Source organism: Streptomyces ipomoeae 91-03 (assembly GCF_000317595.1).
Classification (GTDB): Bacteria; Actinomycetota; Actinomycetes; order Streptomycetales; family Streptomycetaceae; genus Streptomyces; species Streptomyces ipomoeae.
Map to the genome: position 1 here is coordinate 15,389 of NZ_AEJC01000551.1, position 22,823 is coordinate 38,211.

Genomic DNA, 22,823 nt, shown 5'->3' on the forward strand with positions numbered 1-22,823 from the left:
GGTTCCTTTCCCTGACATGCGGTGTGGGGAGACGGAGCGGTGGAGCCATGGAGCGGTGGAGCTACAGGACGGCGTCCAGCCATGTGAGGACGTCGTCCTGCACGGGTGCGGTGAACACATGGCCGAGGTCCGGCCGGATACGGGTGTGCAACCGCTCCCCGGCGTGACATGAGCGCCAGACGGCGCGCAGCTTCTCGTACGCGACCCGGACGCCCTCCGTGGGGAAGAGGGGGTCCTGGCCGCCGTGGAGGAAGAACATCGGCTTGGGGGCGCCGATGCTCGCCACGTCGGGGAAGTCGAGGTACCGGGCGAGCCCGGGGTGGAGCATGTAGTACGAGGACTGGCCGCGCAGGATGTTGTTGCCGGGGACCATGACCTCCTTGAGCCCGGTCATCCAGCACACGCTCGCGGCAGCCGCGATGTCGTCGCTGAGCGCGGCCGTCTGCCAGGCCCGGAACGCGCCCATGGAGAACCCGACGGCCGCGACCCGGTGCCGGTCCACCCGGTCGAGCCCCGCCAGGAACCCGGCCGCGCGCACGTCCTCCCTGGCCATGAGCCCCGCGAGCGACGAGCCCAGGTTGAAGAGGTTGCCGGCGAGGGCCTGCTGCTGGTCGTACGCGACCGGCCCCCGGTCGCCCCAGCCGAGCGCGTCCACGACGAGGACGACGTATCCCCGCCGGGCCAGTTCGTCGCCGACGAACCGCCCGCTGAAGTACCGGTCGGCCCAGGCCTGCGCGGAGGCGAGCCGGGTGTCGTCGTACCAGGGCCTGACCAGTTTCTCCTTCCCGATGTCGAACTTGGCGCCGTGGTCGTGCAGCAGGAGGACGGCCGGGAAGGGGCCGTCGCCGTGCGGGGTGAGGAGGGCCGCCCGGACGCGGCCGTACCGGGTGAGGGAGAAGGTGACCAACTCGCGTGTGAAGCCGTCGCCTTCGGTGCGCTGCTCGCCGAAGACCGGGGCGTACGGGGTGTCGTCCCGCGCGACGAACAGATGCTCCTCGACCTTCGCCCGTGCGACCCGCCGCCAGCCGCGGAAGTCCCGGATGGGCGAGGTGCCCCAGGCGAGCGGGAAGCGGAGCTCTTCCTTGAGGAGCGGGTGGAAGTCGGGGAGAGTGCCTTCCAGAGGGGCCGCCTCGGCGGCCCCCGCCCCCGTCCCCGCTCCCGTGAACAGGGCCGCCGCCCCCGCGCCCACCACGAAGGCGCGGCGCCCGACCCGGTCCCGGGCATCCGACGGTTCATCGGCGCGGGCCGCCGGGTCACGGGCAGCCATCGGGCCTCCAGTCCCGTAGGTACGTCCGCCGTGTGTGCGTCTCCGCCTCGGCCGCCGTGAGCTGGGGCCGGTTCTCCGGTACCGAGATCACCGCGCCGGGCCCGGAGTTGGCGTACTCGCGGAAGCGCATGGTCTGCCACGGGTAGGCGTCCCGCATGTTGGTGTAGGGGGTGACGGCGTCGATCCCGGCGCCGAGGCGGGTCTCGCGCACGGTCAGCATGGGCCAGGCGGTGGTCTCGTAGCTCGGCACCCAGGGCCGCGCGATCTTGTACGCGCCGTCCTCGGCCCCGGAGGTGATCCGGCCCCGGAGGGCGAGGAAGCCGTACGGATTGGCGCGGGCGGTCGACGGCGCGAAGACCATGCCCTTGGGGGTGAAGGCCACGTCCCGCTGGAGGGTGTGGAAGCGGCACCCCTCGAAGACGGCCGTGGCGCGCCCGAAGACGAAGTCCACGTCGCCCTCGATGTAGCAGTCCCGGTAGTACTGCCGGTCGAAGGCGGTCAGCGCGGTGGTGTCCGCGAAGAGCGTGTCCTGGTGGGCCAGCAGCCGTACGCGCTCGAAGTGCGACCGGTCGCCGGTGATGTACGCGGCGACGGCCTGGGTCCCCGTGATGTCGGGGTGGTCGGCGCGCAGCCAGTCGTTGGCGATGGTGAGGTCGCGTACGGTCAGCCCGGGCGCCGCCGAGGTGAAGGTGGCGGAGCCCGCGGTGCCGTATGTACCGCCCTCGGGCCGGGGTGTGCCGTTGGCGCGGTCGAAGACGATGACGGCGGCGCGCGGATCGCGGGACGCGCCGCGCAGGGTCAACTCCCCTTTGTCGGCAGGGATGTCGACGACCTCGCGATACGTCCCGGGGTGTACGACGATCGTCCACCCCGGGCCGTCCACGGCGTCCACGGCCGCCTGGACGGAGCCGCCGGGCCGGACGTGCAGGACCCGGCGGGTGTGGGCCGTCGCGGGGGTCGCGCCGGCGGCCATCAGGCCGCCGGCGATCCCGCTGAGCAGCGTGCGCCGACGCATCTCAGCATCCCTTCCACGGGGTCCAGTCACCGAGGTAGGCCTCGCGGGTGGCCGACTCGGCCTGTTCGTCGGTCAGTTGGGGCCGGTTCTCGGGGACGGGGACGAGGGCCCCCGGCCCGGTGTTGCGGTACTCGGCGAACCGCTGGTTCTGCCAGGGGAAGCTCGCCGACATGTTGGTGTACGGCTCGACCGCGTCGATCCCGGCGCCGAGGCGGGTCTCGCGCACGGTCAGCATGGGTCGGGCGGTGGTGTCGGAGCTGGGCACCCAGGGGCGGGCCAGCTTGTAGTAGCCGTCCGGGGCCTCGCTGGTGACCCGGCTGCCGGTGACCAGGTAGCCGAGCGGGTTGGCGCCCGCGGTGGAGGGCGCGAAGACGAAGCCGTAGGGCGCGGCGGCGAGGTCGGTGCGGTTCAGGGTGCGGAAGTGGCAGCGCTCGTAGACGGCGGTGGCCCGCCCGAAGACGAAGTCCACATCACCCTCGACATAGCAGTCCCGGTAGTACTGCCGGGCGAAGGTGGTGAGGGCCATGGAGTCGGCGTACAGGGTGTCCTGGTGCCCGAGGAACCGGCACCGGTGGAAGGCGGAACGGTCCCCCTGCACCTTGATGGCGACGGCCTGGGTGCCGGTGATCTCGGGATGGTCGGCGCGCAGCCAGTCGTTGGCGAAGGTGATGTCCCGGGCGGTGAAGCCGTCGGCCTGCACCAGCGTGGTGGCCGACCCGGTGGTGCCGTATGTGCCGCCGCCCGGCTTGGGGGTGCCGGCCGCGTTGTCGTAGACGACCACGACGTCACGCGCGTCGCCCGAGGCCCCGATCCAGGTCATCTCCGTACGGGCGACGCTCACGGCGACCGTCTCCCGGTAGACGCCGGGCGCGATGACGAGGGTGTACCCACTACCGCTCGCGGCGGTCACGGCGGCCTGGACGGTGGTGAAGTCACCGGCGCCGCGCGGGTCCACGTACAGGGTCCGCTCGGTGAGCCGGGCGGCCGGGGACCCGTACCGTCCGAAGGGAGACCGACCGTGCCCGGCATGGGCGGGCGAACCGGCCCCGAGGGCGACCGCCGCCCCCACACTCGCGACGACGAACGACCGTCTGCTGACCCCTGATGGCAACCCTCTCATCAGCAGACCTTTCCGACACCGGCGTGAGCCTTGACGATGCCCGGCACGGCACGCGGCGAGTCGACCTTGGGCCGCAGGGTGGGCGTCCACCCGGCGCCGGACTGCAGGGTCTCCGCGGGGATCTCGGCGTTGTGGACGGCGATGAGGTCGGTGAGCTTCCCGTTGACGTAGTTGTTCTCGGCGGTCAGCGGGGACTCGTTCCACTTCTTCAGGACCTTGCCGACCTTGGCGCCGGCCGGCAGCGAGATGGCGTTGTCGCTGGCGTACAGCTGCGAGGAGATGCCGACACCGAAGATGTAGTAGTCGGACTTCTGCTCCTCGGTCACCACGTAGTGGTTGTTGTAGACGTCGACCTGTCCGAACCGCACGCGCGGGGAGCGCTGGAGGATCCCCTCGAAGCGGTTGTGGTGCATGGTGACCTTGAGCTTGCCGGCGTCGATGGCGGCGAGACCGTCACCGTTCCCGATCAGCATGTTCTTGTCGTGGTTCTCGTAGCGGTTCCAGGACACGGTCACGTAGTTGGCGCCGCGCACGATGTCCGTCAGCCCGTCGTGCTGCTGGAAGACCTTGCCGAAGTAGACCGGCCGCTCGCTGTCGGGGTAGCGCCCGTCGGTGAACGTGTTGTGGTCGAGCCACACATGGTCGCTGCCGTAGACGACCACGGTGTCGTACTCGGAGTTCCAGTTGCCGGTGTGGTTGTCGTCGGTCGGGTCCCACTTGGGGAAGCAGTCGAGCGGAGCCTCGATGGTGAGGTTGCGCATGATGACGTTCGAGACGCCCTTGATCTGGATGCTGCCGCCGAGGATGCCGGATTTCTTGCCTACGCCGATGATGGTGGTGTTGCTGGGGATGTTGGCCTTGATCTCGGTGTCCTGCTTGGCCGCGGACGCGACCCGCGCGTCCTCCTGCGGACCCTTGGCGACCTCGTCGTTGCCGTAGACGGCCGGGTCGTAGTCCTTGAGGTACTGCTGGAGGTCGTAGCCGCCGGTGACGAAGGCCTCGCAGCCCTGGGAGACGGCGTCGATCATGCCCTTGACCTTGATGATCTTCGGCGCGTCTCCGCCGTCCTTCAGCGCGGCCTTGAACTCCGCCCAGGTGGTGACGGTGTAGACGTGCTCGGCGTCGGCCGCCGAGCCACCCGTGGTTCCGCCCTCCGCGGAGCCCCAGCCGTCACCGGCGCCGAGCACCTGACGACCGAGGTCGCGCGGCTGGGCGTGAGCGACGCCGGTACCGGTGACACCGAGGACGAGGGCGGTGCAGCCAAGAACGGATGTCATGACATGGGCATGCCAAAGAGAGCTACGCATGGGTGAAAGGGTTCCTTTCAAAGGAAGGGGGAGGGGAGCGCCCCTTTCAGGACGCGGGGCTGAGCCGAGACTGGGGGGGGAGCGACCAGCCGCATACGGCTCGCGGTGTGAAAACGGGCTCAGAGCGAAAGCGGCTACGCCTCGGGCCACGTGATCCAGGACTCGGGAATCGCCTCGTCCAACCGACGCACATCCCGCCGCGAGACGACCCGCCGCCGCAACAACTCGGTGGCGACCAGCCGGGCCACGGCGATCGCCCCCGGCGGGTTGAAGTGCGTGTTGTCCTGCTCGGTCTCGGTCCAGTTGAAGTACTTCTTGGTCTCCTCGACGCCGAGCCGCTGCCACAGGGCGATCGAGAGGGCCTGGATGTCGAGAAGAGCGACCTGCTCCTTCTCGGCGAGGGCCCGCATCGACGCCGGATAGTCACCGTGGGTCGGCTGAGCGACCCCGTCCGCGTCGAACTTTCTGCGCTCCACGGAGGTGGCGAGAACGGGCCGGGCACCCCGGGCCCGTGCCCCGTCGATGTACTGCCGCAGATAGTCCTGGTAGGTGGTCCAGGGCTCGGTGTACCGCGTGGGATCGGCGACCTTGGAGTCGTTGTGGCCGAACTGGATGAGGAGGAGGTCACCGGGCCGGATCGCGTCGAGGATGACGTCAAGTCGGCCCTCGTCGATGAAGCTCTTCGAACTCCGGCCGTTGACGGCATGGTTGGAGACGTTCAGCCCGGAGTGGAGGAAGAACGGGAGCGCCATCCCCCACCCGGTCTCGGGCGCGGCGGCGGCGTACTTCTGCGCGGCGGTGGAATCACCGGCGATGTAGAGGGTGCGCTCACGACGCGGGACGGCGGACGCGGTCCCGGAGGCGGCGACTACGAGCGGTACAGCGGCAACAGCCGCGGTGGTGACCTGTCTACGGGTGAGCGACACGTGCGGGTGCCTTTCTCAACAGGTGTAGGGGATATGACCGTGGTGCGGTGTCCTTCAGGAGGGGGTGGCACCCCCGCGCCCCAAAGGGGCGCGGGGCTGTCTCGATGTGCGGCTCCGCCGCGATGGGGGTCCCTCCCGCTCATGGGGGTCCCTCCCGCTCGAGCGAAGTCGAGAGTGGGGGAGAAGCCGAGAGTGGGGGAGCGACCAGCCACAGCGGACCGGCAGTTTGAATTCGGCTCCTAGCGGAGCGTCATCCCTTCTGCTCGTTCCACTCCTTCTGCGCCTCGTTCAACTGGTCGGCCAGCGAGTTCAAGAAGTCCTCCGCACTCATCTGCCCGTCCATCACCTTCTGGAAGGCCGGCTCGTTGTCGGCCTTGGAGATGGTGTTCCAGTCCGGCAGGTAGTACGGCAGTTGCACGATCGTCGTGGAACCGTCGGTCAGCGCGGCGGCAGCCAACTTCGTGGGTTCGGCCTTCGAGATCCACGCGTCCTTCGCGGCCTCGTTGTTGGCCGGCACCTGTCCCGCCGACTCGTTGAACTTCGAGTTCTCCTCGTGCGACACGGCGAACTCAATGAACTTCCAGGCCGCGTCCTTGTTCTTCGAACTCTTGAACATGCCGAGCCCGTCAACGGGGTTGGACACCTGGACCCGCTTGCCGGCGGAGCCGACCGGCTGCGGAATACCCCGGAACTTGTCGGTCCCGAACGCCTTCACATGGTCCTGGTACGACCCCAGGTTGTGGTTCAGCATTCCGATCGTGCCGGAGTCGAACTGCGCGACCATCTTGGTGAAGTCGTTGTTGAGATCGGCCGCCGGGGTGACCTTCTTGTAGAGGCCGACGTACTTCTCCAGGGCCGCCACGTTCTTCGGGTCGTTGACGGTGGTCTTCTCACCACTGGAGTCCCAGAACGAGGTGATGCCGGACTGCCCGTACATCGCGTCCAGCGCCTGGGCGATGGAACCGGCGCCACCGCGGATGGTGTAGCCGAACTCGTTCTTGTCCTTGTCGGTGAGCTTCTCGGCGGCGTCGTAGAACTTGTCCCAGGTGGTCGGCGCGTCGAGGCCGGCCGCCTTGAACAGGTCGGTGCGGTAGTAGAGGACGCCGTTGTTGGCGGAGGTCGGGATCGAGTACAGGGCGTCGCCACCGCCGGCGGACTTCAGCGACTCGACCATCGCCTCGTTCAGCTTGCCGTTGAGCGAGGACCCGGAGAGCCGGTCGTCCAGCGGCTCCAGCGCGCCCAGCGCGGCGAACCCGGCGGCCATGGCCGCGCCGACACCGCCGACGTCGGGCAGCCCGCCGCCCTGGATGGCGGTGTCGACCTTGGACTGGTACTCGGTCGCGGCGATCCCGACGTACTCGACCTTGATGTCCGGGTTGGCCTTCTCGAAGTCGGCGATGATCTCCTTCCAGATGTCGGTGCGGACACCGCCGTTGTTGTCCCAGAAGACGATTTTGCCCTTGCCGCTGCCCTCGGAGCCCTTGTCGCCACCGGCGCCGCTGCCGTCGTCACCGCAGGCGGTGGCGGTCAGGGCGAGAACGGATCCCAGGGCGACGGCCACGGCGGCACGCCTGCTTCTGCGCTTGCTGATCTTCATTGAACGGCTCTCTCTTCTGGATCCAACGAGGGTTATGAAGTTGTGGGGGGCTCACTCGGGGCCGCCGGGCGAACGGACCCGGCGACCGTGGACCTCAGCGACGGTGCCGGGCGGCCCGATGCGGCGCCCAACTGTCCGTCCCCGAAAGGTACTTGACGACCGTGTACGCATCCGCGTCCGCGTCCGCCAGCTGCGGCCGGTCGACGGTGACACCGGCCCCCGGCCCGTACGTGCGGTACTCCGTGAACCGCGCGTCCTTCCACGAGAAGCCGCTCATGTCGGTCCACGGCGACGACTTGATCGCGGCGGGCAACTCGGTGTCCCGGAACAGCACCTGGGCGATGGCGTTCGGCTCGCCACCGGGGTGCCAGGGCCGGCCCAGGTGGTAGGTCCCGGCGGGCGCGTCGCTGATCACCCTCGACCCGGTGATCAGGAAGCCGTACGGGTTGTCCTTCCAGGTCGACGCGGCCGTGATGTAGCCGTTGTTCGTGGTCGAACCCCGGCTGAGCGCCTTGATCACGGACCGCTCGATGACCGTGGTCGCACGTCCGTAGATGAAGTCGACATCGCCCTCGATGTACGAGTCGCGGATGTAGACCCGGCTGATGGCGTCCAGCCGGGGGCTGTCGGTCATCAACGTGTCCTGGTTGCCCAGGAAGGCGGTGTCCTCGAAGACGATCCGGTCGCCGACCGTCTTCATGGCGAGGGCCTGCTCGCCGTTCAGCTCGTGCGCGGCCTCGTCGAAGTCGTTGCTGAAGGTGAGGTTGCGGGCCGTCACGTCGTTCGCGGCGATCCGTACCGTCGCGCTGCCGTTGGAGCCGCCGTACGCGGCGGGCGTGTCGTAGACGATGACGGTGTCGGCGCGGTCCTGTCCAGTCCCCTGCAGCACCAGGTTCGACCTGCCCGCCGGGATACGGACCTGCTCACGGTACGTGCCGGGCGCGATCCGGATGGTGACCGTGCCGTCGTTGCCGTCGGGCACGGCGTCCACGGCGGCCTGGACGGTCGCGTACGAGCCCGGAACGTCGAGCACCGTATTGGTGCCGATCCGCTTCTGCGGCCCGGAGAAGCGCGTGACCAGCGCGGGTACGGCAGCGGCCGGGTCGAGCCGGTAGTCGTAGAGGTCCCTCGGCTCGAAGGCCGTGCCCCAAGCGTCCTGTCGCCCGCTGACGTTCTTCAGGATGGACCCGCGCTGCACCAACTCGGCGGTGGCGTCGGCCTGATAGGGGTGCTGGACACCGTCGTAGTAGCTGTTCTCGATGACCATCCTGGTCCTGCCGCGCGCCCAGTTCCCGTACGTCCACACGGGGTCGCCGTCGGCCACCTGTGCCGAGACGTAGTTGTTGTAGAGGTGCGCGTAGGCGCAGTTGTCGGCGGACGGGTTGCGCTGTTTGGTGCCGGTGAACCAGTTGTGGTCGATGGTGATCTCAGTCCGGACGTTGGTCGTCCAGCCGATCCCGAACGCCTTGTTGTGGTTCTTGAACTGGTTGTACGAGACGGTGACGTACCGGCTGTCCTTACGGATGTCGAGCAGTCCGTCGCCCATGTGCTCGAAGCGGTTGTGGTCGATCCAGACGTGGTCGACGGTGTCCATCTGGATCGCGTCGAAGTCGGTGGTCTTGCCGTCCCAGTCGCCCTCGACGTAGGAGTCGCGGATCGTCAGATTGCGGATGATGACATTGCTGGTGCCGGGGTTGAGATGCAGTTCCCCGTGGACGATCTCGCCGGTGTCTCCGACGCCGATGATCGTCTTGTTCGAGGTCACCACGATGTCCGAGCCGAAGGGCTCCACGTCGATCGCCCCTTTGACCCGGATGACGTACGGCTCCGCGGCGGACGCGTACCTCACCAGGGACGCCTGGTCGGTGACCGTCACCACCTTCCCGCCGGCGCCACCGGTGGTACCGCCGTCGAGCGAGGCGAAGCCATGGGGTTCGTCGCTCCAGCCGCCGGGCGCCCGCACGGCGGTCTCGGGCGCGGCCTCGGCCGGGGCGATGGCTCCCAGCCCCAGCGAGGCCACCAGAGCGGCGACCGTGACCAGGGCCCGGCCGATGCCGGGTCTCGGACCCGGCGGTTCCGACTCCGGCAAGCGCTTGCTACGGAGGTGCGTCATTGCGGCTCCCAACAGGCGTACATGGTCGATCAGGCGTACGTGATCGAGCTACGGGTGGTCGATCTACGAGCGGACGATCCGGAACTGCGTGAACGTGGCCGCCCCGGCGTGTCCCCCGCCGGTGGGCGCGACCCCGAAGAGGCCGAGCAGGGCGCCGACCCAGCGCCAGGGGGTGGCGGCGAAGACCTGCCCCGAGGGCTTCCACCCCTCCCCCACGTCGTACGAGAAACGGCAGCGCGCCCCCGCGCCGGTCTCGATCCGCAGCCGAGCCCGTCCCCCGGGCGCCGGACGCGGATGGTCGGCGTCCCGCTCGCGCTCGGCGACGGTCTCGGCGAACCGGTGGACGAGGTGCACGGTCCCGTCGGTGCCCCGCTGCAACCCGATCCAGCTGAAGGCGTCCCCGAGCACCGCGAGCCCCGCCCGCGCCCCCGGCTCCTCACTGTCGAGCCGTAGCTCCACCTCGACGACGGCCGGGACGCCCGGCAGCCGCTGAGTGAGGACGTTGGGCAGTTTCCGCAGGTCGTGGGCGTCCACGTGACGTACGCACGTCAGGCGCAGCCCGTCCCCCGAGTGGTGGGTGGCCCAGCCGTCCTGCGGGTTGGCGGTCCACTGCCACTGGCGTCCGAAGCGGCCACCGGGGAAGTCGTCGTCGGTGGCGGGCGCGGCGAGCGGCTGCGCGGGCAGCGCCGGCTTGGTGTGGACGGCGACGGGGGCGCCCTCGTCGCCGAGCACGGGCCAGCTTCCCCCACTCTCGGCTTCGCTCGAGCGGGAGGTGCCCCCAGCGCCCCAGCGCATCGGCTGGAGGTGGACGACCCGCCCGTACGCCCCCTTCTGCTGGAAGTGCAGGAACCAGTCCTCCCCTGCCGCCGTACGCACCCAGCCGCCCTGGTGGGGGCCGTTCACCTCGGTGTCGTGCTGCTCCAGGACGATCCGCTCCTCGTACGGACCGAAGAACTCGCGGGAGCGGAAGACGCCCTGCCAGCCGGTCTCCACTCCCCCGGCGGGCGCGAAGATCCAGAACCAGCCGTCGTGGCGGTAGAGCTTGGGGCCCTCCAGCGTGAACCAGCCGGGGAGCCGGTCCGCGTCGACGATCACCTTGCCCGAGTCGAGCAGTCCGGTGCCGTCGGGGCGCATCCGGTGCCCGGTGAGCCGGTTCTTGATCCCGGAGCGGGACTTGGCCCAGGCGTGCACGAGGTACGCCTCGCCGGTCTCCTCGTCCCACAGCGGGCACGGGTCGATGAGCCCCTTGCCCTCCTTGACCAGATGCGGGCGGGTCCACGGTCCCCTGATTCCGGGGGCGTTGACCTGGTAGATGCCGTGGTCGGGGTCGCCCCAGAAGATCCAGAACCGGTCGTCGAAGTGCCGTAGCGAGGGCGCCCAGACGCCGCAGTCGTGGCGCGGGACCCTGAACTCGGCTGCCGGTTCGAGGAGTTCGAGGGCGTGGCCGACGAGCGTCCAGTTGACCAGGTCCCGGGAGTGGAGCAGGGGAAGACCCGGGACCCGGCCGAAACTGGAGGCGGTCAGGTAGTAGTCGTCGCCGACGCGGAGCACGTCCGGGTCGGACCAGTCGGCGTCGAGCACCGGGTTGCGGTAGGTGCCGTCGCCCTGGTCGGCGGAGAAGGCGGGGGCGCCGGCGGTACTGCCGGACGCACCGGGCGCGGCGGACGCACCGGGCGCGGTGGACGTGCCGGGCGCGGCGGACGTGCCGGGCGCGGCGGACGTGCCGGGCGCGGCGGTCGTACCGGATGTCGCGGTCACGGGCTCACCGCCTTGCGGACCAGGGCCGCCGCCTCGTCCCGGTCGAGGGTGCCGTCGGCGACGACGGTGACGACGCGGCGTACGACGGTCTCGTCGGGCTCGACGGCCAGGCGCTCGGTGTGGGCGAGGGAGGAGCCGACACCCGGGTATTCGTCGGCGCGGACGAACCAGGGGTCGCGTCGGGTGGTGTCCGTGGCCCCGGCGAAGACGAGGGTCCAGGAGGCGCCGGCGAGGGCGAGCCAGTCGGCGCGGGCGCCGTGGCACTCGGCCTCGCCCTCCGCGTCGGCGGTGAAGACGCGGGGCGCCTCGGCCTCCTTGCGGGCCCGCCAGAAGAAGCCGCCGTACGCGGCGCCGGGGCGGCCGTTGGTGGCGGGGCTGCCGATGGTCACCCGGGCGCCGGTGATGTTGGTGAGGGAGAAGGTGAAGTCCAACGCCCAGGCGGAGTCGGTGAGTTCGGTGGCGGCGACGGTACGGCGTTCGCGCAGCAGCTCGGCGGCGTCGGCGACCCAGCGCAGTTCCTCGACGAAGCCGTCGGGGTCGCGCAGCTGGTAGCTCGTGTGGCGCTGGGAGCCGTGGTTGTCGAGCTCGGTGGGGCCCTGATCGCGGACGTAGGTGCGTCCGCCCCAGAAGTTGTGCCCCTCGACGTCGGGAACGGCGACACCGACGCCGAGGTGGTGCGGATGGTCGGCGGGGCTCAGCTCGGTGACCGCCGTACCGGACAGGGTGGTGACCGGATGCAGATAGGGGCGCGGGGAGAGCCGGGCCGGCAGTTCGGGCCGGGTGATGTACCGGCCGACCGGGCGGCCCGCCACACGCAGGACCAGGGAGTCGTTGGTCGTCATCACGTGCTCACCTCTTTCGCTGGTCGGGGGAGCGCCCAGGGGGCGCCCAGCTCGGAGTAGAGGGCGAGGTTGTCCGCCGAGGCGGCGACCAGGCCGTCGATGCCGTCGACGATCCGGCGGTCCTCCTCGGGCAGCCGATGCCAGGCGTCCGCGGGCAGCTCGATCGGGTCCGGGGCGACACGGATGGCCTCGACGACCTTCATGAAGGCGCCGGTCATGTCCGGCGGGACCAGCAGGTCGGTGCCGTCGACGAGATGATCGACGAGGTTCTCCAGCAGGTCGGTGCGGCCGTACTCGATCTCCTCCGGGCCGTGTCCGGCGCGCTGGACGAGCACGCGGTCCTGCTTGTACCAGAAGGTGATCCGGCCGCTGGTGCCGTGCACGACGACGTACGGGTCGTCCGGGTCGGCGGCGCACAGCGTGGCGGCGACGGTGATCCGGCCGCCGTCGGCGGTGGTGACGCGGACGCAGGAGGTGTCGTCGGACTCGATGTCGTTGGCGCGCAGCAGTTCGGTCTCGATGGTGGTGACGTCCTCGGCGCGGGTGGCGTCGCCGAGCGCGAGCCCGGTGGCGACGGCGTGCGCGAGGGGGTTGGTGAGCGCCCCGTCGATGACGTCGACGCCGTTCAGGCGCCGCTTTCCGGCCCAGGGCGCACGCCGGTAGTACGACTCGGCGCGGGCCCAGGCCCCGGCGCCGCCGATGCCGACGACCTCGCCGACCATGCCCTCGGCGATCATCCGCCGGATCGCGGGCACGGCGTGCGAGCCCAGCGACTGGAAGCCGATCTGGCAGACGACCCCGGCCTCGGCGACCCCGTCCGCCATCCGCCGGAACTCGGCGTACGACGGCGCCGGGGGCTTCTCCAGCAGGAGGTGCACGCCCCGCTCGGCCGCCGTGAGCGCCAGGTCGGTGTGGGTGGGGATGGGGGTGCAGATGACGGCGACGGCGGCGCCGGTCGAGTCGAGGAGCGCGCCGAAGTCGGCGGACTGCTCGGGGCTGCCGAGACCGTCGGGGATCTCGTCCGCGCCGAGCGGGGTCAGCTCGCAGATCCCGGCGAGCCGCACGATCCCCTTGTCCGCCAGGCGGCGGATGTTCTCCAGGTGCCAGCGGCCGTGGCCCCGGGCGCCCGCGAGGACGAGGGGAAGCGGAATCTGGTGGTCGGTGGTCTTCATCGGATCCTCCCGGCGCCCGCGCCGCGTGCCACCTCTCGGTCGGCCCGCTCGGCGCTGTCGATCTTTTGGTGCAGGGTAGGCGCCCAGCCGACGTCCGCCGTGAGATCACGCTCGCTGCCGGAGTTGTAGGCGTTGTAGATGGCCAGCAGATCCACCGGATAGCCGTTGAAGAGGGTGCCCGTCTGGTGCAGGGCGGTGCCGTTCCAGCTCTTCACCAGGTCGGCGACCTCGACATGTCCGGGGGTGGTGAACGCGTTGTTCTCGGCGTACACGGCGGACTCGGTGGAGACGCCGACGGAGTAGCGGTAGTCGTGGGCGTCGGCCGGTGCGGAAATCACATATCGGTTGTTGTAGAGGTGCACCTGCCCGAAGCGGACGCGTGGTGCCCGCTGGACGACGCCGGTGAACTCGTTGTGGTGCAGGGTCACCCGGAGCCTGCCCCGGTCGCCGGTGGCGGTGTCACCGTTGCCGATGAGGATCGCCTTGTCGTGGTCGGCGAAGCGGCTCCAGGAGACGGTGACCAGGTCGGAGGCGTTGGTGATGTCGAGCAGGCCGTCGTGGCGGAGGTAGTTGCGGCCGAAGTACGTCGGCTCGTCCTCGTCGGGGTGACCCTTGTCGGACATGGTCACGTGGTCGATCCAGACGTGGCTCGCGCCGCGCAGCCAGATGTTGTCGTACGCGGTCTTCCAGTCGCCGAGGCCGCCGGTGTTGGGCTGCCACACGGGGAAGCAGTCGTAGGCGTCGCGGAGTTCGAGGTTACGGACGATCACGTTGTCCGCGCCCTTGAGCTGGAGGCTGGCGCCCTTCAGGACCGCGCCCCTCAGGCCGACGATCGTGGTGTTGGAGCCGACGGCCAGCTCGATCCGCTCCGCCTGCCGGGCGGCCGACGCCTTGCGGGCCTCCTCCTGGGGGCCGCTGGGCTTGGCGGAGCCCCAGGTGCGCGGGTCGTACGCGGCCAGGTACTTCCGGACGTCGTAGCCGTCGGTGGCGTAGTCGTCGCAGTCGAGCTCGTCGCCGTCGTCGCCGGTGTTGGCGTCGATGGTCCCCGCGATCCGGATGATCTTCGGGGTGGCGCTGCCCCCGTCGAGGGCGCGGACCAGCTCACCTCGGGTGCGTACGGTGAAGACATGGGCGTCGTCGGCGGTGGAACCCCCCGTGGTCCCACCGTCGGCCGCGGCCCAGCCGTCGTCCGCCGCGAGCGTGTCCCGGCTGATGTCCCGGGACTCGGCCCCGGCCGGGGTGGTGAGCGCGAGGCCCAACACCCCTGCCAGGGTGGCCAGTTGAAGGACTCGTATCGGCAGTCTCATCCCTTCACCGCCCCCGCGCTGAAGCCCGTGATCAGCCACTTCTGGATGAAGGCGAAGACGATGACGACCGGTACGGCCGCGATGATGCCGCCGGCCGCCAGCGCGCCCAGGTCGACGCTGTCGGCGCTGAGCAGGGTGTTGAGGCCGACGGGGATGGTCTGCTTGGCCTGGTTGTTGAGGAACATCAGGGCGAACAGGAAGTGGTTCCAGGAGTGCACGAAGGCGAAGGAACCGACCGCGATCAGCCCGGGCCGCAGCAGCGGCAGCACGACCACCCGGAAGGCGGTGAACCGGTTGCAGCCGTCGACCCAGGCCGCCTCCTCCAGGGAGTACGGCACGTTCTTGATGAAGTTGCTGATCAGGATGATCGACAGCGGCAGCTGGAACACCGTCTCGGCGAGGATGACACTGCCGAGGGAGTTGATCATCCGCAGCTCGGCGAAGATCTGGAACAGCGGTACGAGGAGCAGCGCGCCCGGCACGAACTGGGAGCACAGCAGCGCCAGCATGAACCCGCGCTTGATCTTGAAGTCGAAGCGGGCGAGGGCGTAGCCGCCGGCCAGGGCGACGATCGTGGTCATCACCAGGGTGGCGACACCGACGAGCACGCTGTTCTGGAAGTAGATGCCGAAGGACCGCTCGTTCCACACCTTCTCGAAGTGCTCGAAGGTGAGGGGCCACGGCACGAGCGAGGTCGAGCCGGGCTCGCGGAGCGCGAAGAGCAGGATCCAGTAGAAGGGGACGAGGGTGAAGACGAGGTAGATCGACAGGGGCAGGTAGATCTGCCAGCGCGGTACCTCGTCCCAGGCCCGGCGCTGTCCCCGCGGTCGCTGCGGCGGCTCCTCGGCCGTGGGCGCGGGCGTCACCGGTACGGTCCTCTCGGCGTCCTTGGTGATCACTTGGACTCGCCTCCGAACTTGCTCAGCCGCAGATAGACCATCGAGCAGAAGAGCAGGATCACGAACGCGACCGTGGTCAGGGCGGACGCGTAGCCGAAGTTGTGGGCGTCGACCGAGGTGTTGGCGATGTAGAGCGGGAGGGTCGTGGTCTCACCCGCCGGTCCGCCACCCGTCAGGGTGTAGAGCAGGTCGACGTTGTTGAACTCCCACACCGCGCGCAGCAGCGTGGAGAGGATGATCGCGTCCTTCAGATGCGGCAGCGTGATGTGGATGAACTGCCGGATCCGGCTGGCGCCGTCGACCTCGGCGGCCTCGTACAGGTCCTTCGAGATGGACTGGAGGTCGGCGAGGATGAGGATCGCGAAGAAGGGGACACCGCGCCACAGATCGGCGACGACCGCCGCCGGGAAGACGGTGGAGGTGTCGGAGAGCCAGCTGGTGCCGTACTCACCGATGCCCAGGTCGGCGAGGTAGCGGGTGATGCCGGTCTGGGAGTTGTAGAGCAGCACCCAGATGGCGGAGGTGAGGACGCCGGAGACGGCCCAGGGCGAGAAGACCAGGGCGCGGCCGAGTGCTCGCCCGACAAACGTTTGGTTGACGATCAGCGCGAGCGCCAGGCCGAACAGCAACTGCAGCCCGACCTCGACGACCACCCACTTGGCGCTGAAGACCAGCGTGTCCCAGAACAGCGGGTCCTCGGTGAAGGCGTGGACGAAGTTGTCGAAGCCGGCGAAGCCGTTCCGCCAGGGCTTGGTGGGGTTGTAGTGCTGCAGGCTGTAGTAGAAGACGTTGATGACCGGGTAGGCGATGAAGCCCAGCATGAGCAGGGCGGCCGGGGCGATCAGCAGGTACGGCAGCCTGCGCGGGGTCGCGGAGGCACGGCGCGCACGGCTCCGCCGGGGTGGCGCGGGGGGTTTCGCCACGGCTGCGGCTTGGGCCATGACTGGGGCTCCGTTTCTGGTACGTCGTGGTGCGTCGTGGTACAGGAAGCGCTTTCTCGATGTGCAGAGGGGGTGGTTCGCGGTACGGGGTGCGGCTTGCTGTGCGATGGCGTCTGCGGGTGCGTGGGGGCTTGTCGCGCCCACGCGGCGGAGCCGCATGTTCGATACAGCCCCGCGCCCCTGAAAAACCCGGGGCCCAGGTAGGTCAAGTCGTCACCCGGCGTACGGGTCCGGAACCTTGCCCGGTCTGGCCAGGAACTCGAAGTCGCAGCCGGTGTCCGCCTGGGTGATCTGCTCGTTGTAGAGCGCGCCGTAGCCGCGCTCGTACCGTGTGGGCGGCGGGGTCCACTCCGCCCGGCGGCGCTCCAACTCCTCGTCGTCCACGTTGAGTCGCAGAGTGCGCGCCTCGACGTCGAGGGTGATGGAGTCCCCCGTGCGCACCAGGGCGAGGGGCCCGCCGATGTACGACTCCGGTGCCACATGCAGCACACAGGCGCCGTAACTGGTGCCGCTCATCCGGGCGTCGGAGATCCGCACCATGTCCCGTACGCCCTGCTTCAGCAGATGGTCGGGGATGGGCAGCATCCCGTACTCGGGCATGCCCGGACCGCCCTTGGGGCCGGCGTTGCGGAGCACCAGGACGCTGTCGGCGGTGATGCCGAGCGACGGGTCGTTGATGGTCCGCTGCATGGTCTTGTAGTCGTCGAAGACGACCGCCGTACCGGTGTGCCTGAGCAGGTGCGGCTCGGCGGCGATGTGCTTGATGACCGCGCCGTCCGGGCAGAGGTTGCCGCGCAGTACGGCGACCCCGCCCTCGGCCGCGACCGGGTTGTCGCGGGTGCGGATGACGTCGTCGTTGTGGACGAGCGCGCCGTCGAGCTGCTCGCGCAGGGTGTCGTACGAGACGGTCGGCCGGTCGAGGTGCAGCAGGTCGGTGATCCGGGAGAGGAACCCGGGGAGGCCTCCGGCGAAGTGGAAGTCCTCCATCAGGTAGGTCTGTCCGCCGGGCCGGACGTTGGCCAGCACCGGCACGGTACGGGCGATGCGGTCGAAGTCGTCGAGGGTGAGCTTGACGCCCGCGCGGCCGGCCATGGCGATGAGATGGATGACGGCGTTGGTGGAGCCGCCGAGGCCGAGGACGGTGGTGACCGCGTCCTCGAAGGCCTCCGGGGTGAGGATGTCGGTCAGCTTGCGGTCCTTGTGGACCAGTTCGACGATCCTGAGTCCCGCCGCGGCGGCCATGCGGTCGTGTCCCGAGTCGACGGCCGGGATGCTGGACGCGCCGGGGACGGTGACGCCGAGCGCCTCGGCGGCTGCGGTGAGCGTGGAGGCCGTACCCATCGTCATGCAGTGGCCCGGCGAGCGCGCGAGTCCGCTCTCCAGTTCGTGCATCTCGCAGTCGCCGATGAGCCCGGCGCGTTTGTCGTCCCAGTACTTCCACATGTCGGTGCCGGAGCCGAGGACCTCGTTGCGCCAGTGGCCCGGCAGCATGGGCCCGGCCGGCACGAACACGGTCGGCAGGTCGACGCTGGCCGCGCCCATGAGGAGGGCGGGCGTGGACTTGTCGCAGCCGCCCATCAGGACGGCACCGTCGACCGGGTACGACCGCAGCAGTTCCTCGGTCTCCATCGCGAGCATGTTGCGGTAGAGCATCGGGGTCGGCTTCTGGAAGGTCTCGGAGAGGGTCGAGACCGGGAACTCCAGCGGGAAGCCGCCCGCCTGCCACACGCCCCGCTTGACCGCCTGCGCGCGATCGCGGAGGTGGACATGACATGGGTTGATGTCCGACCAGGTGTTGAGGATCGCGATGACGGGCTTGCCCAGGTGCTCCTCGGGGAGATAGCCGAGCTGGCGGGTGCGGGCGCGATGGCTGAACGACCTCAGCCCGTCAGTGCCGTACCACTGGTGGCTGCGCAGCTCCTCGGGACGCTTCCCGGACTCGCTCCTGCTCTCTCTCATGTCGTGCTCGGTGTTCGTCATATGGACCACCCGGCGGCTATGGCGGCGACCTCCGCGCGCTCGTCCTCGGGCAGCTCCTTGCTGGGCGCCCGGACGTCCCGGCGGCAGAGGCCGAGTGAGGCGAGGGCCTCCTTGACGACGGTCACGTTGTTGGCGGAGCCGTTCGCGGCGCGCAGCTCCTCGAAGCGGCGGATCTGCTCCCAGACCTTCATGGCGGCCGGGAAGTCACCCGATCGAAGCGCTTCGATCATGTTCAGCGAAACGGCCGGGGCGACGTTCACCAGCCCCGACGTGAAGCCGGTGGCACCGGCCGAGAAGTACGAGGGCGCGTACGGCTCCGCGAGCCCGGCCACCCACACGAAGCGGTCGAGCCCCGCGTCACGGGCGAAGGCGGCGAAGCGGGCCGCGTCCGGGACGGCGTACTTGACGCCGATCACGTTCGGGCAGGCGTCGGCGAGTTCGGCGAGGCGGGCGCCGGTGAGCTGCGCGTTGCGGATGTAGGGCACCACCCCCAGCTCGGGCACGGCCTCGGCGATGGCCCGGTGGTAGTCGACCCAGCCGCTCTGCGAGACATACGGGTGAACGGGCTGATGGACCATCACCATCTGGGCGCCGACCGCGCGGGCGTGCTCGGCGGAGGCGATCGCGGTCGGCACGTCGTGTCCGACGCCGACCAGGATCACGGCCCGGTCACCGACCTCGTCCATGGTCAACTCGGTGACCAGCCGCCGCTCTTCGGGGGTCAGCGCGTAGAACTCGCCGGTGTTGCCGTTCGGGGTGAGGGTGGTGATCCCTCCGTCGAGCAGCCGACGCAGCAGGGCCCTGTGGGCGCCCTGGTCGACGGTGCCGTCCCCGGCGAACGGAGTCACCGGGATGGCCACCACGTCGGCCAGGGCCGCCCGTTGGGTCTCGAACGTCACGCTGCTCATGGATGACCTTCCTCTTCGAGGACTTCGCCAGGCCTGTGGGCGGTCGGCGGCTTCTCGGACGCCGCTTTCCCGCCGGGCCTCGTGGACTCCGGGACTTGCTGGGCCTACTCGTTCTCGCGGGCCTCGGGAAAGGCCCGCTCGACGAAGGAGGCGATGTGCGCGTGCAGTGCGGCGGCGGCGCCGTCGGCGTCACCGTCGAGGGCGAGCCGCAGGATCTCCCGGTGCTCGGCGGCCTCCCGCTCCCAGGAGGGGTGGGCCGCCCAGGCGACAGCCGAGACCAGGGCGGCCTGGTCGCGCACCTCGTCGAGCATCCGGCCGAGCAGCGGGTTGCCGCAGGGCATGTACAGGGCACGGTGGAACTCCCGATTGGCCAGCGACCGTTCGGCGGTGTCCGTCGCCGCGTCGGCCCTGGTCAGCGCCTCGCTCGCCGCCTCCCAGGAGGCGCCGAGCCGCACCGAGCGCCGCAGCGCCTCCGGTTCGAGGAGCAGCCGTACGTCATAGACCTCGTGTGCCATGTCCGCGTCCACCATGCGCACCGTGACGCCCTTGTACTGGCTCATCACGACGAGCCCGGTGCCGGCCAGCGTCTTCAACGCCTCGCGCACGGGCGTCTTGGACACGCCGAACTGCGCGGCCAGCTCGGTCTCGACCAGGGCCTGACCGGGCGTCAACTGCCCGGTGAGGATGCGGTGCTTGATCCCCTCCAGCACGAACTGCGTGCGGGACGGGATCGGCGTGGGCACAGAGGTCATGCGCGGCCTCTCGGTGTCACGGAGATCCCAGGTACCCAAGAGACCCCAGGTGGCGGTATCTCACGTATCCGATCTCACATATCGCGTCTCATATATGACGTACGAAGTACGACGCGTTGAAGGTAGGAGGGGAGCCGTGTTTCGTCAATGCTTCTGGCAAAAGAATGTGTGGTTGCCGTCACACGATCTTGGTGTCACCCTCACGTGCGCTCTCGGTGGACCCGCCGAAGACCACGGCCGCGCGCCCGGTCGCCCCCTCCGGGGTGAGCGTGGGCCCCACGTGGGTGATCAGAAGCCGGCCGGCACCCTTGGCGTACATACCGGCCTCCTCGGGCGTGAGATGCACCCGGGGTTCGCCTTCGCGATGCGCGTCGACGTCCGCCTCGCACAGGAACAGGTCGGCACCGCCCGCGAGTCGACCGAGCGCCTCGCACGGTCCGCTGTCTCCCGAGTACGCGAACACCCTCCCCTGGCACTCGGCGCGCAGCCCGTACGCCTCCACGTCGTGGACGACGGCGCGTGCGGTGAGGCTGAGGTTCCAGTGCCGGACGGTATGGCCGTCGTACAGCGGTCGGAAGTCGAACACACCGTTCAGGAACGTCTCGTCCGACCGCCCGAAGAACCCCGCGAGGCGCCGGGCGCAGTCACCGGGGGCGTACACGGGGATGGGCGCCGGGAGGGTGAGCCCGCCGTACGCGAACCCGTAGAAGGCGGCCACCAGATCCGCGCAGTGGTCCGCGTGCAGATGCGATGTCCAGATCGCCGTGAGCCTCGTCGGATCCGTGTGCCGCTGCAACTCGGCGAACGTCCCGAACCCCGCGTCCACCCATATCTCGGCGCCCCCGCCGCGCAGCAGATAGCCGGAGGAGGGCCGGCCCGGACCAGGGTGCGGGGAGGCGGTGCCGAGGACGGTGAGGCTGAGGGGCATATGGGGGAGCGTACGGACGCGGCCCCACGGCCGCTCCCCGTTTACGACTCCTTGTTCCGCGTTGCAGCACCTTGGATCTTCTTGTCGCCTTGGATCTTGCTGTCACACCGGTTTTTGCCGCCAACCGGTCAGGAGGCTGGACGTGGGAGGGCGTTCATTGCCGTAGCCCCGGATGCCGTCGTCGTCTACGTTGCGGGAGTGGATCTCTTCTCACGGTCGTGGGCGGCGCTGCGCGCGGCGGTCGCCGGGCTTCAGGACGCGGACTTCGCGCGGCCCTCCGGTTGCACCGGCTGGCTCGTACGGGACCTGGTGTGCCACCTGGTCATCGACGCGCAGGACGTCCTGATCACGCTGGTGACCCCGGCCGACGCGGAGCCGACTCGGGACGCGGTGACGTATTGGAAGGTGACCGACACACCGCCGACCGGTGACGACCCCCTCGACGCGCTGATCGTGCGACTGGCCGCCGCGTACGAGGAGCCGTGGCTGCTCAAGTTCCACCTGGACGACGTCGGCTCCGCCGCCGGCCGCGCCGCCGAACTCGCCGACCCAGCCCTCCGGGTGACCACCCAGGACATGGTCCTCACCGCGGGCGACTACCTCTCCGCGTACGTCCTGGAGTGGACGCTGCACCACCTGGACCTGATCGCACATCTGCCACATGCGGCGGGGCCACCGGCGGAGGCGCTGGCCCGGTCTCGCGAGATGCTGGAGGAGATCGTGGGGGTCGCGTTCCCGGCGACGTTCTCCGACGAGGACGTTCTGCTGGTGGGAACGGGGCGGCGTGCGCCAACCGACGCCGAGAGGGCCGAGTTGGGCGGGTTGAGCGCAAGACTCCCGCTCGTCCTCGGATGATTTCGGCAGCCTTGACCCGACCATCAAGTCAGGCAGGCCCGACTTGATGCCTGACCCTTCTCCCGACTCATCGGCCCATCGGATCCCGGATTCCGTACCTCGTACCTCGTACCTCGCCGCCGGGCCAGAAGTCTCACCCCGTCCAGGCATCCTGCCTTCCGCAGGAGCGGCCGGTTACCGGTGAGGGGTGTACCGCCAGTACATCGCTCCCGTGGCGTGCGGGACGTACGGTCGAGCTGTGGACAACCGTGAAGAGGTCCGCGAGTTCCTCGCCTCGCGGCGAGCCGGAATCACCCCGGAACGGGCCGGCCTGCCCACCGGCTCCCGGCGCCGCGTCCCGGGTCTACGCAGGATCGAGGTCGCCGCCCTGGCCGACATGAGCGTCGAGTACTACGCCAAACTCGAACGCGGCAACCTCGCCGGCGTCTCCCCGGCCGTCCTCGAAGCCGTCGCCCGTGCCCTCCAGCTGGACGACGCCGAACGCGCCCACCTCCTGCATCTGGCCCGAGCCGCTGACGGCTCCGACACCCTCGTCCGCCCCCGACGCCGCACCAGCCGGCAGTGGCCCCCGCACCGCGGCCTGCGGTGGACCCTGGACGCGATCGCCGCCGGGCCGCTTCGTCCGCAACGGCCGCATGGACTGCTCGCCGCCACCAGCTCGCCGCGCTTCTACGCCGACGTCTACGCCACGCCCCCACCAGGCGAACTCGCCCGCTTCAACTTCCTCGACCCGCCTCCCGCCGCTTCTACCCGACTGGGACACCTTCGCAGACGTCGCCATCTTCGCACCGAAGCCGGCCGCGACCCCACGACAAGGACGTGCACGACCTGATCGGCGAACTGTCCACCCGCAGTGAGGAGTTCCGCACCCGCTGGGGCGCCCACAATGTCCGCCACCACGGCACCGGGACCAAACGGTTCCACCACTCGGCCGTCGGCGAACTCACCCTCGCCTACGAGGGCCTGGACATGGCCGCCGAACCCGGCATCACCCTCACCATCTACACAGCCGAACCCGGCTCGCCCTCCGAAGAACGACTGCGCCTGCTCGCCTCCTGGGCCGCCACCCAGGAGGCCCACGCCCCCATTCCTAAGGCATCCGCCCGATCCCCTCCCCGGGGCCTTAGCTCCACGAT

General features: G+C 69.8%; 18 protein-coding genes and 1 pseudogene. 2 read left to right on the forward strand and 17 right to left on the reverse strand.

Annotated features, from left to right (window positions below):
- Positions 1-61 precede the first annotated feature (61 nt).
- From STRIP9103_RS35915 to STRIP9103_RS35995, 17 genes are all read right to left on the reverse strand, one after another.
- On the reverse strand, positions 62-1,267 hold the full coding sequence (locus STRIP9103_RS35915; protein WP_009330900.1) for a dienelactone hydrolase family protein: 1,206 nt from the start codon (positions 1,265-1,267) through the stop codon (positions 62-64).
- Positions 1,254-2,282 (reverse strand): pectinesterase family protein, encoded by a 1,029-nt coding sequence (locus tag STRIP9103_RS35920; protein ID WP_009330897.1) that lies wholly within the window; start codon positions 2,280-2,282, stop codon positions 1,254-1,256. The genes STRIP9103_RS35915 and STRIP9103_RS35920 overlap by 14 nt, the downstream gene beginning before the upstream one ends.
- 1 nt (position 2,283) lies before the next feature.
- Complete coding sequence (locus tag STRIP9103_RS35925; RefSeq protein ID WP_048821599.1) at positions 2,284-3,402, reverse strand: pectinesterase family protein; 1,119 nt, start codon at positions 3,400-3,402, stop codon at positions 2,284-2,286.
- Entirely contained in the window at positions 3,402-4,709 is a 1,308-nt protein-coding gene (locus STRIP9103_RS35930; protein WP_009330846.1) for a pectate lyase family protein, read from the reverse strand. The genes STRIP9103_RS35925 and STRIP9103_RS35930 overlap by 1 nt, the downstream gene beginning before the upstream one ends.
- A 134-nt stretch (positions 4,710-4,843) precedes the next feature.
- Positions 4,844-5,635 (reverse strand): rhamnogalacturonan acetylesterase, encoded by a 792-nt coding sequence (locus tag STRIP9103_RS35935; protein WP_009330877.1) that lies wholly within the window; start codon positions 5,633-5,635, stop codon positions 4,844-4,846.
- 250 nt (positions 5,636-5,885) lie between these two features.
- Positions 5,886-7,232 (reverse strand): ABC transporter substrate-binding protein, encoded by a 1,347-nt coding sequence (locus tag STRIP9103_RS35940; RefSeq protein ID WP_009330888.1) that lies wholly within the window; start codon positions 7,230-7,232, stop codon positions 5,886-5,888.
- A 94-nt stretch (positions 7,233-7,326) separates the two neighbouring features.
- The gene (locus STRIP9103_RS35945) at positions 7,327-9,345 is read right to left on the reverse strand and encodes a pectinesterase family protein (RefSeq protein ID WP_048821600.1); all 2,019 of its coding nucleotides are present in this window, start codon (positions 9,343-9,345) and stop codon (positions 7,327-7,329) included.
- Positions 9,346-9,408: 63 nt separating this feature from the next.
- Positions 9,409-10,926, reverse strand: a complete 1,518-nt coding sequence (locus tag STRIP9103_RS35950) for a glycoside hydrolase family 43 protein (protein ID WP_141583798.1) — start codon at positions 10,924-10,926, stop codon at positions 9,409-9,411.
- Positions 10,927-11,099: 173 nt separating this feature from the next.
- Entirely contained in the window at positions 11,100-11,945 is an 846-nt protein-coding gene (locus STRIP9103_RS35955) for a DUF6807 domain-containing protein (protein ID WP_048821601.1), read from the reverse strand.
- Entirely contained in the window at positions 11,945-13,117 is a 1,173-nt protein-coding gene (locus tag STRIP9103_RS35960; RefSeq protein ID WP_009330873.1) for a Gfo/Idh/MocA family protein, read from the reverse strand. Before STRIP9103_RS35960 ends, STRIP9103_RS35955 begins: the two co-directional genes overlap by 1 nt.
- Entirely contained in the window at positions 13,114-14,424 is a 1,311-nt protein-coding gene (locus STRIP9103_RS35965) for a pectate lyase family protein (RefSeq protein ID WP_009330898.1), read from the reverse strand. The genes STRIP9103_RS35960 and STRIP9103_RS35965 overlap by 4 nt, the downstream gene beginning before the upstream one ends.
- Positions 14,421-15,323, reverse strand: a complete 903-nt coding sequence (locus STRIP9103_RS35970; protein ID WP_009330886.1) for a carbohydrate ABC transporter permease — start codon at positions 15,321-15,323, stop codon at positions 14,421-14,423. Before STRIP9103_RS35970 ends, STRIP9103_RS35965 begins: the two co-directional genes overlap by 4 nt.
- On the reverse strand, positions 15,320-16,264 hold the full coding sequence (locus tag STRIP9103_RS35975) for a carbohydrate ABC transporter permease (protein WP_009330845.1): 945 nt from the start codon (positions 16,262-16,264) through the stop codon (positions 15,320-15,322). The genes STRIP9103_RS35970 and STRIP9103_RS35975 overlap by 4 nt, the downstream gene beginning before the upstream one ends.
- A gap of 213 nt (positions 16,265-16,477) precedes the next feature.
- Entirely contained in the window at positions 16,478-18,244 is a 1,767-nt protein-coding gene (araD, locus tag STRIP9103_RS35980) for an L-arabinonate dehydratase (protein ID WP_009330895.1), read from the reverse strand.
- Positions 18,241-19,152, reverse strand: coding sequence for a dihydrodipicolinate synthase family protein (locus tag STRIP9103_RS35985; protein ID WP_009330894.1), 912 nt, complete (start codon positions 19,150-19,152; stop codon positions 18,241-18,243). The genes araD and STRIP9103_RS35985 overlap by 4 nt, the downstream gene beginning before the upstream one ends.
- Positions 19,153-19,256: 104 nt before the next feature.
- The gene (locus tag STRIP9103_RS35990; protein WP_048821602.1) at positions 19,257-19,904 is read right to left on the reverse strand and encodes a GntR family transcriptional regulator; all 648 of its coding nucleotides are present in this window, start codon (positions 19,902-19,904) and stop codon (positions 19,257-19,259) included.
- Positions 19,905-20,082: 178 nt separating this feature from the next.
- Positions 20,083-20,832 (reverse strand): MBL fold metallo-hydrolase, encoded by a 750-nt coding sequence (locus tag STRIP9103_RS35995; protein ID WP_009330905.1) that lies wholly within the window; start codon positions 20,830-20,832, stop codon positions 20,083-20,085.
- 198 nt (positions 20,833-21,030) lie between these two features.
- Between STRIP9103_RS35995 and STRIP9103_RS36000 the strand changes: the two genes are divergently transcribed.
- Positions 21,031-21,687, forward strand: coding sequence for a maleylpyruvate isomerase N-terminal domain-containing protein (locus STRIP9103_RS36000; RefSeq protein WP_009330871.1), 657 nt, complete (start codon positions 21,031-21,033; stop codon positions 21,685-21,687).
- A 238-nt stretch (positions 21,688-21,925) separates the two neighbouring features.
- Positions 21,926-22,785, forward strand: a pseudogene (locus STRIP9103_RS36005) (helix-turn-helix transcriptional regulator); the annotation flags it as partial.
- Between the last annotated feature and the right edge of the window lie 38 nt (positions 22,786-22,823).

Bases quoted from the DNA above. Each gene is read 5' to 3' on its own strand.
- STRIP9103_RS35915 (WP_009330900.1), bottom strand. From the start codon at position 1,267: ATGGCTGCCCGTGACCCGGCGGCCCGCGCCGATGAACCGTCGGATGCC.
- STRIP9103_RS35920 (WP_009330897.1), bottom strand. From the start codon at position 2,282: ATGCGTCGGCGCACGCTGCTCAGCGGGATCGCCGGCGGCCTGATGGCC.
- STRIP9103_RS35925 (WP_048821599.1), bottom strand. From the start codon at position 3,402: ATGAGAGGGTTGCCATCAGGGGTCAGCAGACGGTCGTTCGTCGTCGCG.
- STRIP9103_RS35930 (WP_009330846.1), bottom strand. From the start codon at position 4,709: ATGCGTAGCTCTCTTTGGCATGCCCATGTCATGACATCCGTTCTTGGC.
- STRIP9103_RS35940 (WP_009330888.1), bottom strand. From the start codon at position 7,232: ATGAAGATCAGCAAGCGCAGAAGCAGGCGTGCCGCCGTGGCCGTCGCC.
- STRIP9103_RS35945 (WP_048821600.1), bottom strand. From the start codon at position 9,345: ATGACGCACCTCCGTAGCAAGCGCTTGCCGGAGTCGGAACCGCCGGGT.
- STRIP9103_RS35955 (WP_048821601.1), bottom strand. From the start codon at position 11,945: ATGACGACCAACGACTCCCTGGTCCTGCGTGTGGCGGGCCGCCCGGTC.
- STRIP9103_RS35960 (WP_009330873.1), bottom strand. From the start codon at position 13,117: ATGAAGACCACCGACCACCAGATTCCGCTTCCCCTCGTCCTCGCGGGC.
- STRIP9103_RS35965 (WP_009330898.1), bottom strand. From the start codon at position 14,424: ATGAGACTGCCGATACGAGTCCTTCAACTGGCCACCCTGGCAGGGGTG.
- STRIP9103_RS35975 (WP_009330845.1), bottom strand. From the start codon at position 16,264: ATGGCCCAAGCCGCAGCCGTGGCGAAACCCCCCGCGCCACCCCGGCGG.
- araD (WP_009330895.1), bottom strand. From the start codon at position 18,244: ATGACGAACACCGAGCACGACATGAGAGAGAGCAGGAGCGAGTCCGGG.
- STRIP9103_RS35985 (WP_009330894.1), bottom strand. From the start codon at position 19,152: ATGAGCAGCGTGACGTTCGAGACCCAACGGGCGGCCCTGGCCGACGTG.
- STRIP9103_RS35990 (WP_048821602.1), bottom strand. From the start codon at position 19,904: ATGACCTCTGTGCCCACGCCGATCCCGTCCCGCACGCAGTTCGTGCTG.
- STRIP9103_RS35995 (WP_009330905.1), bottom strand. From the start codon at position 20,832: ATGCCCCTCAGCCTCACCGTCCTCGGCACCGCCTCCCCGCACCCTGGT.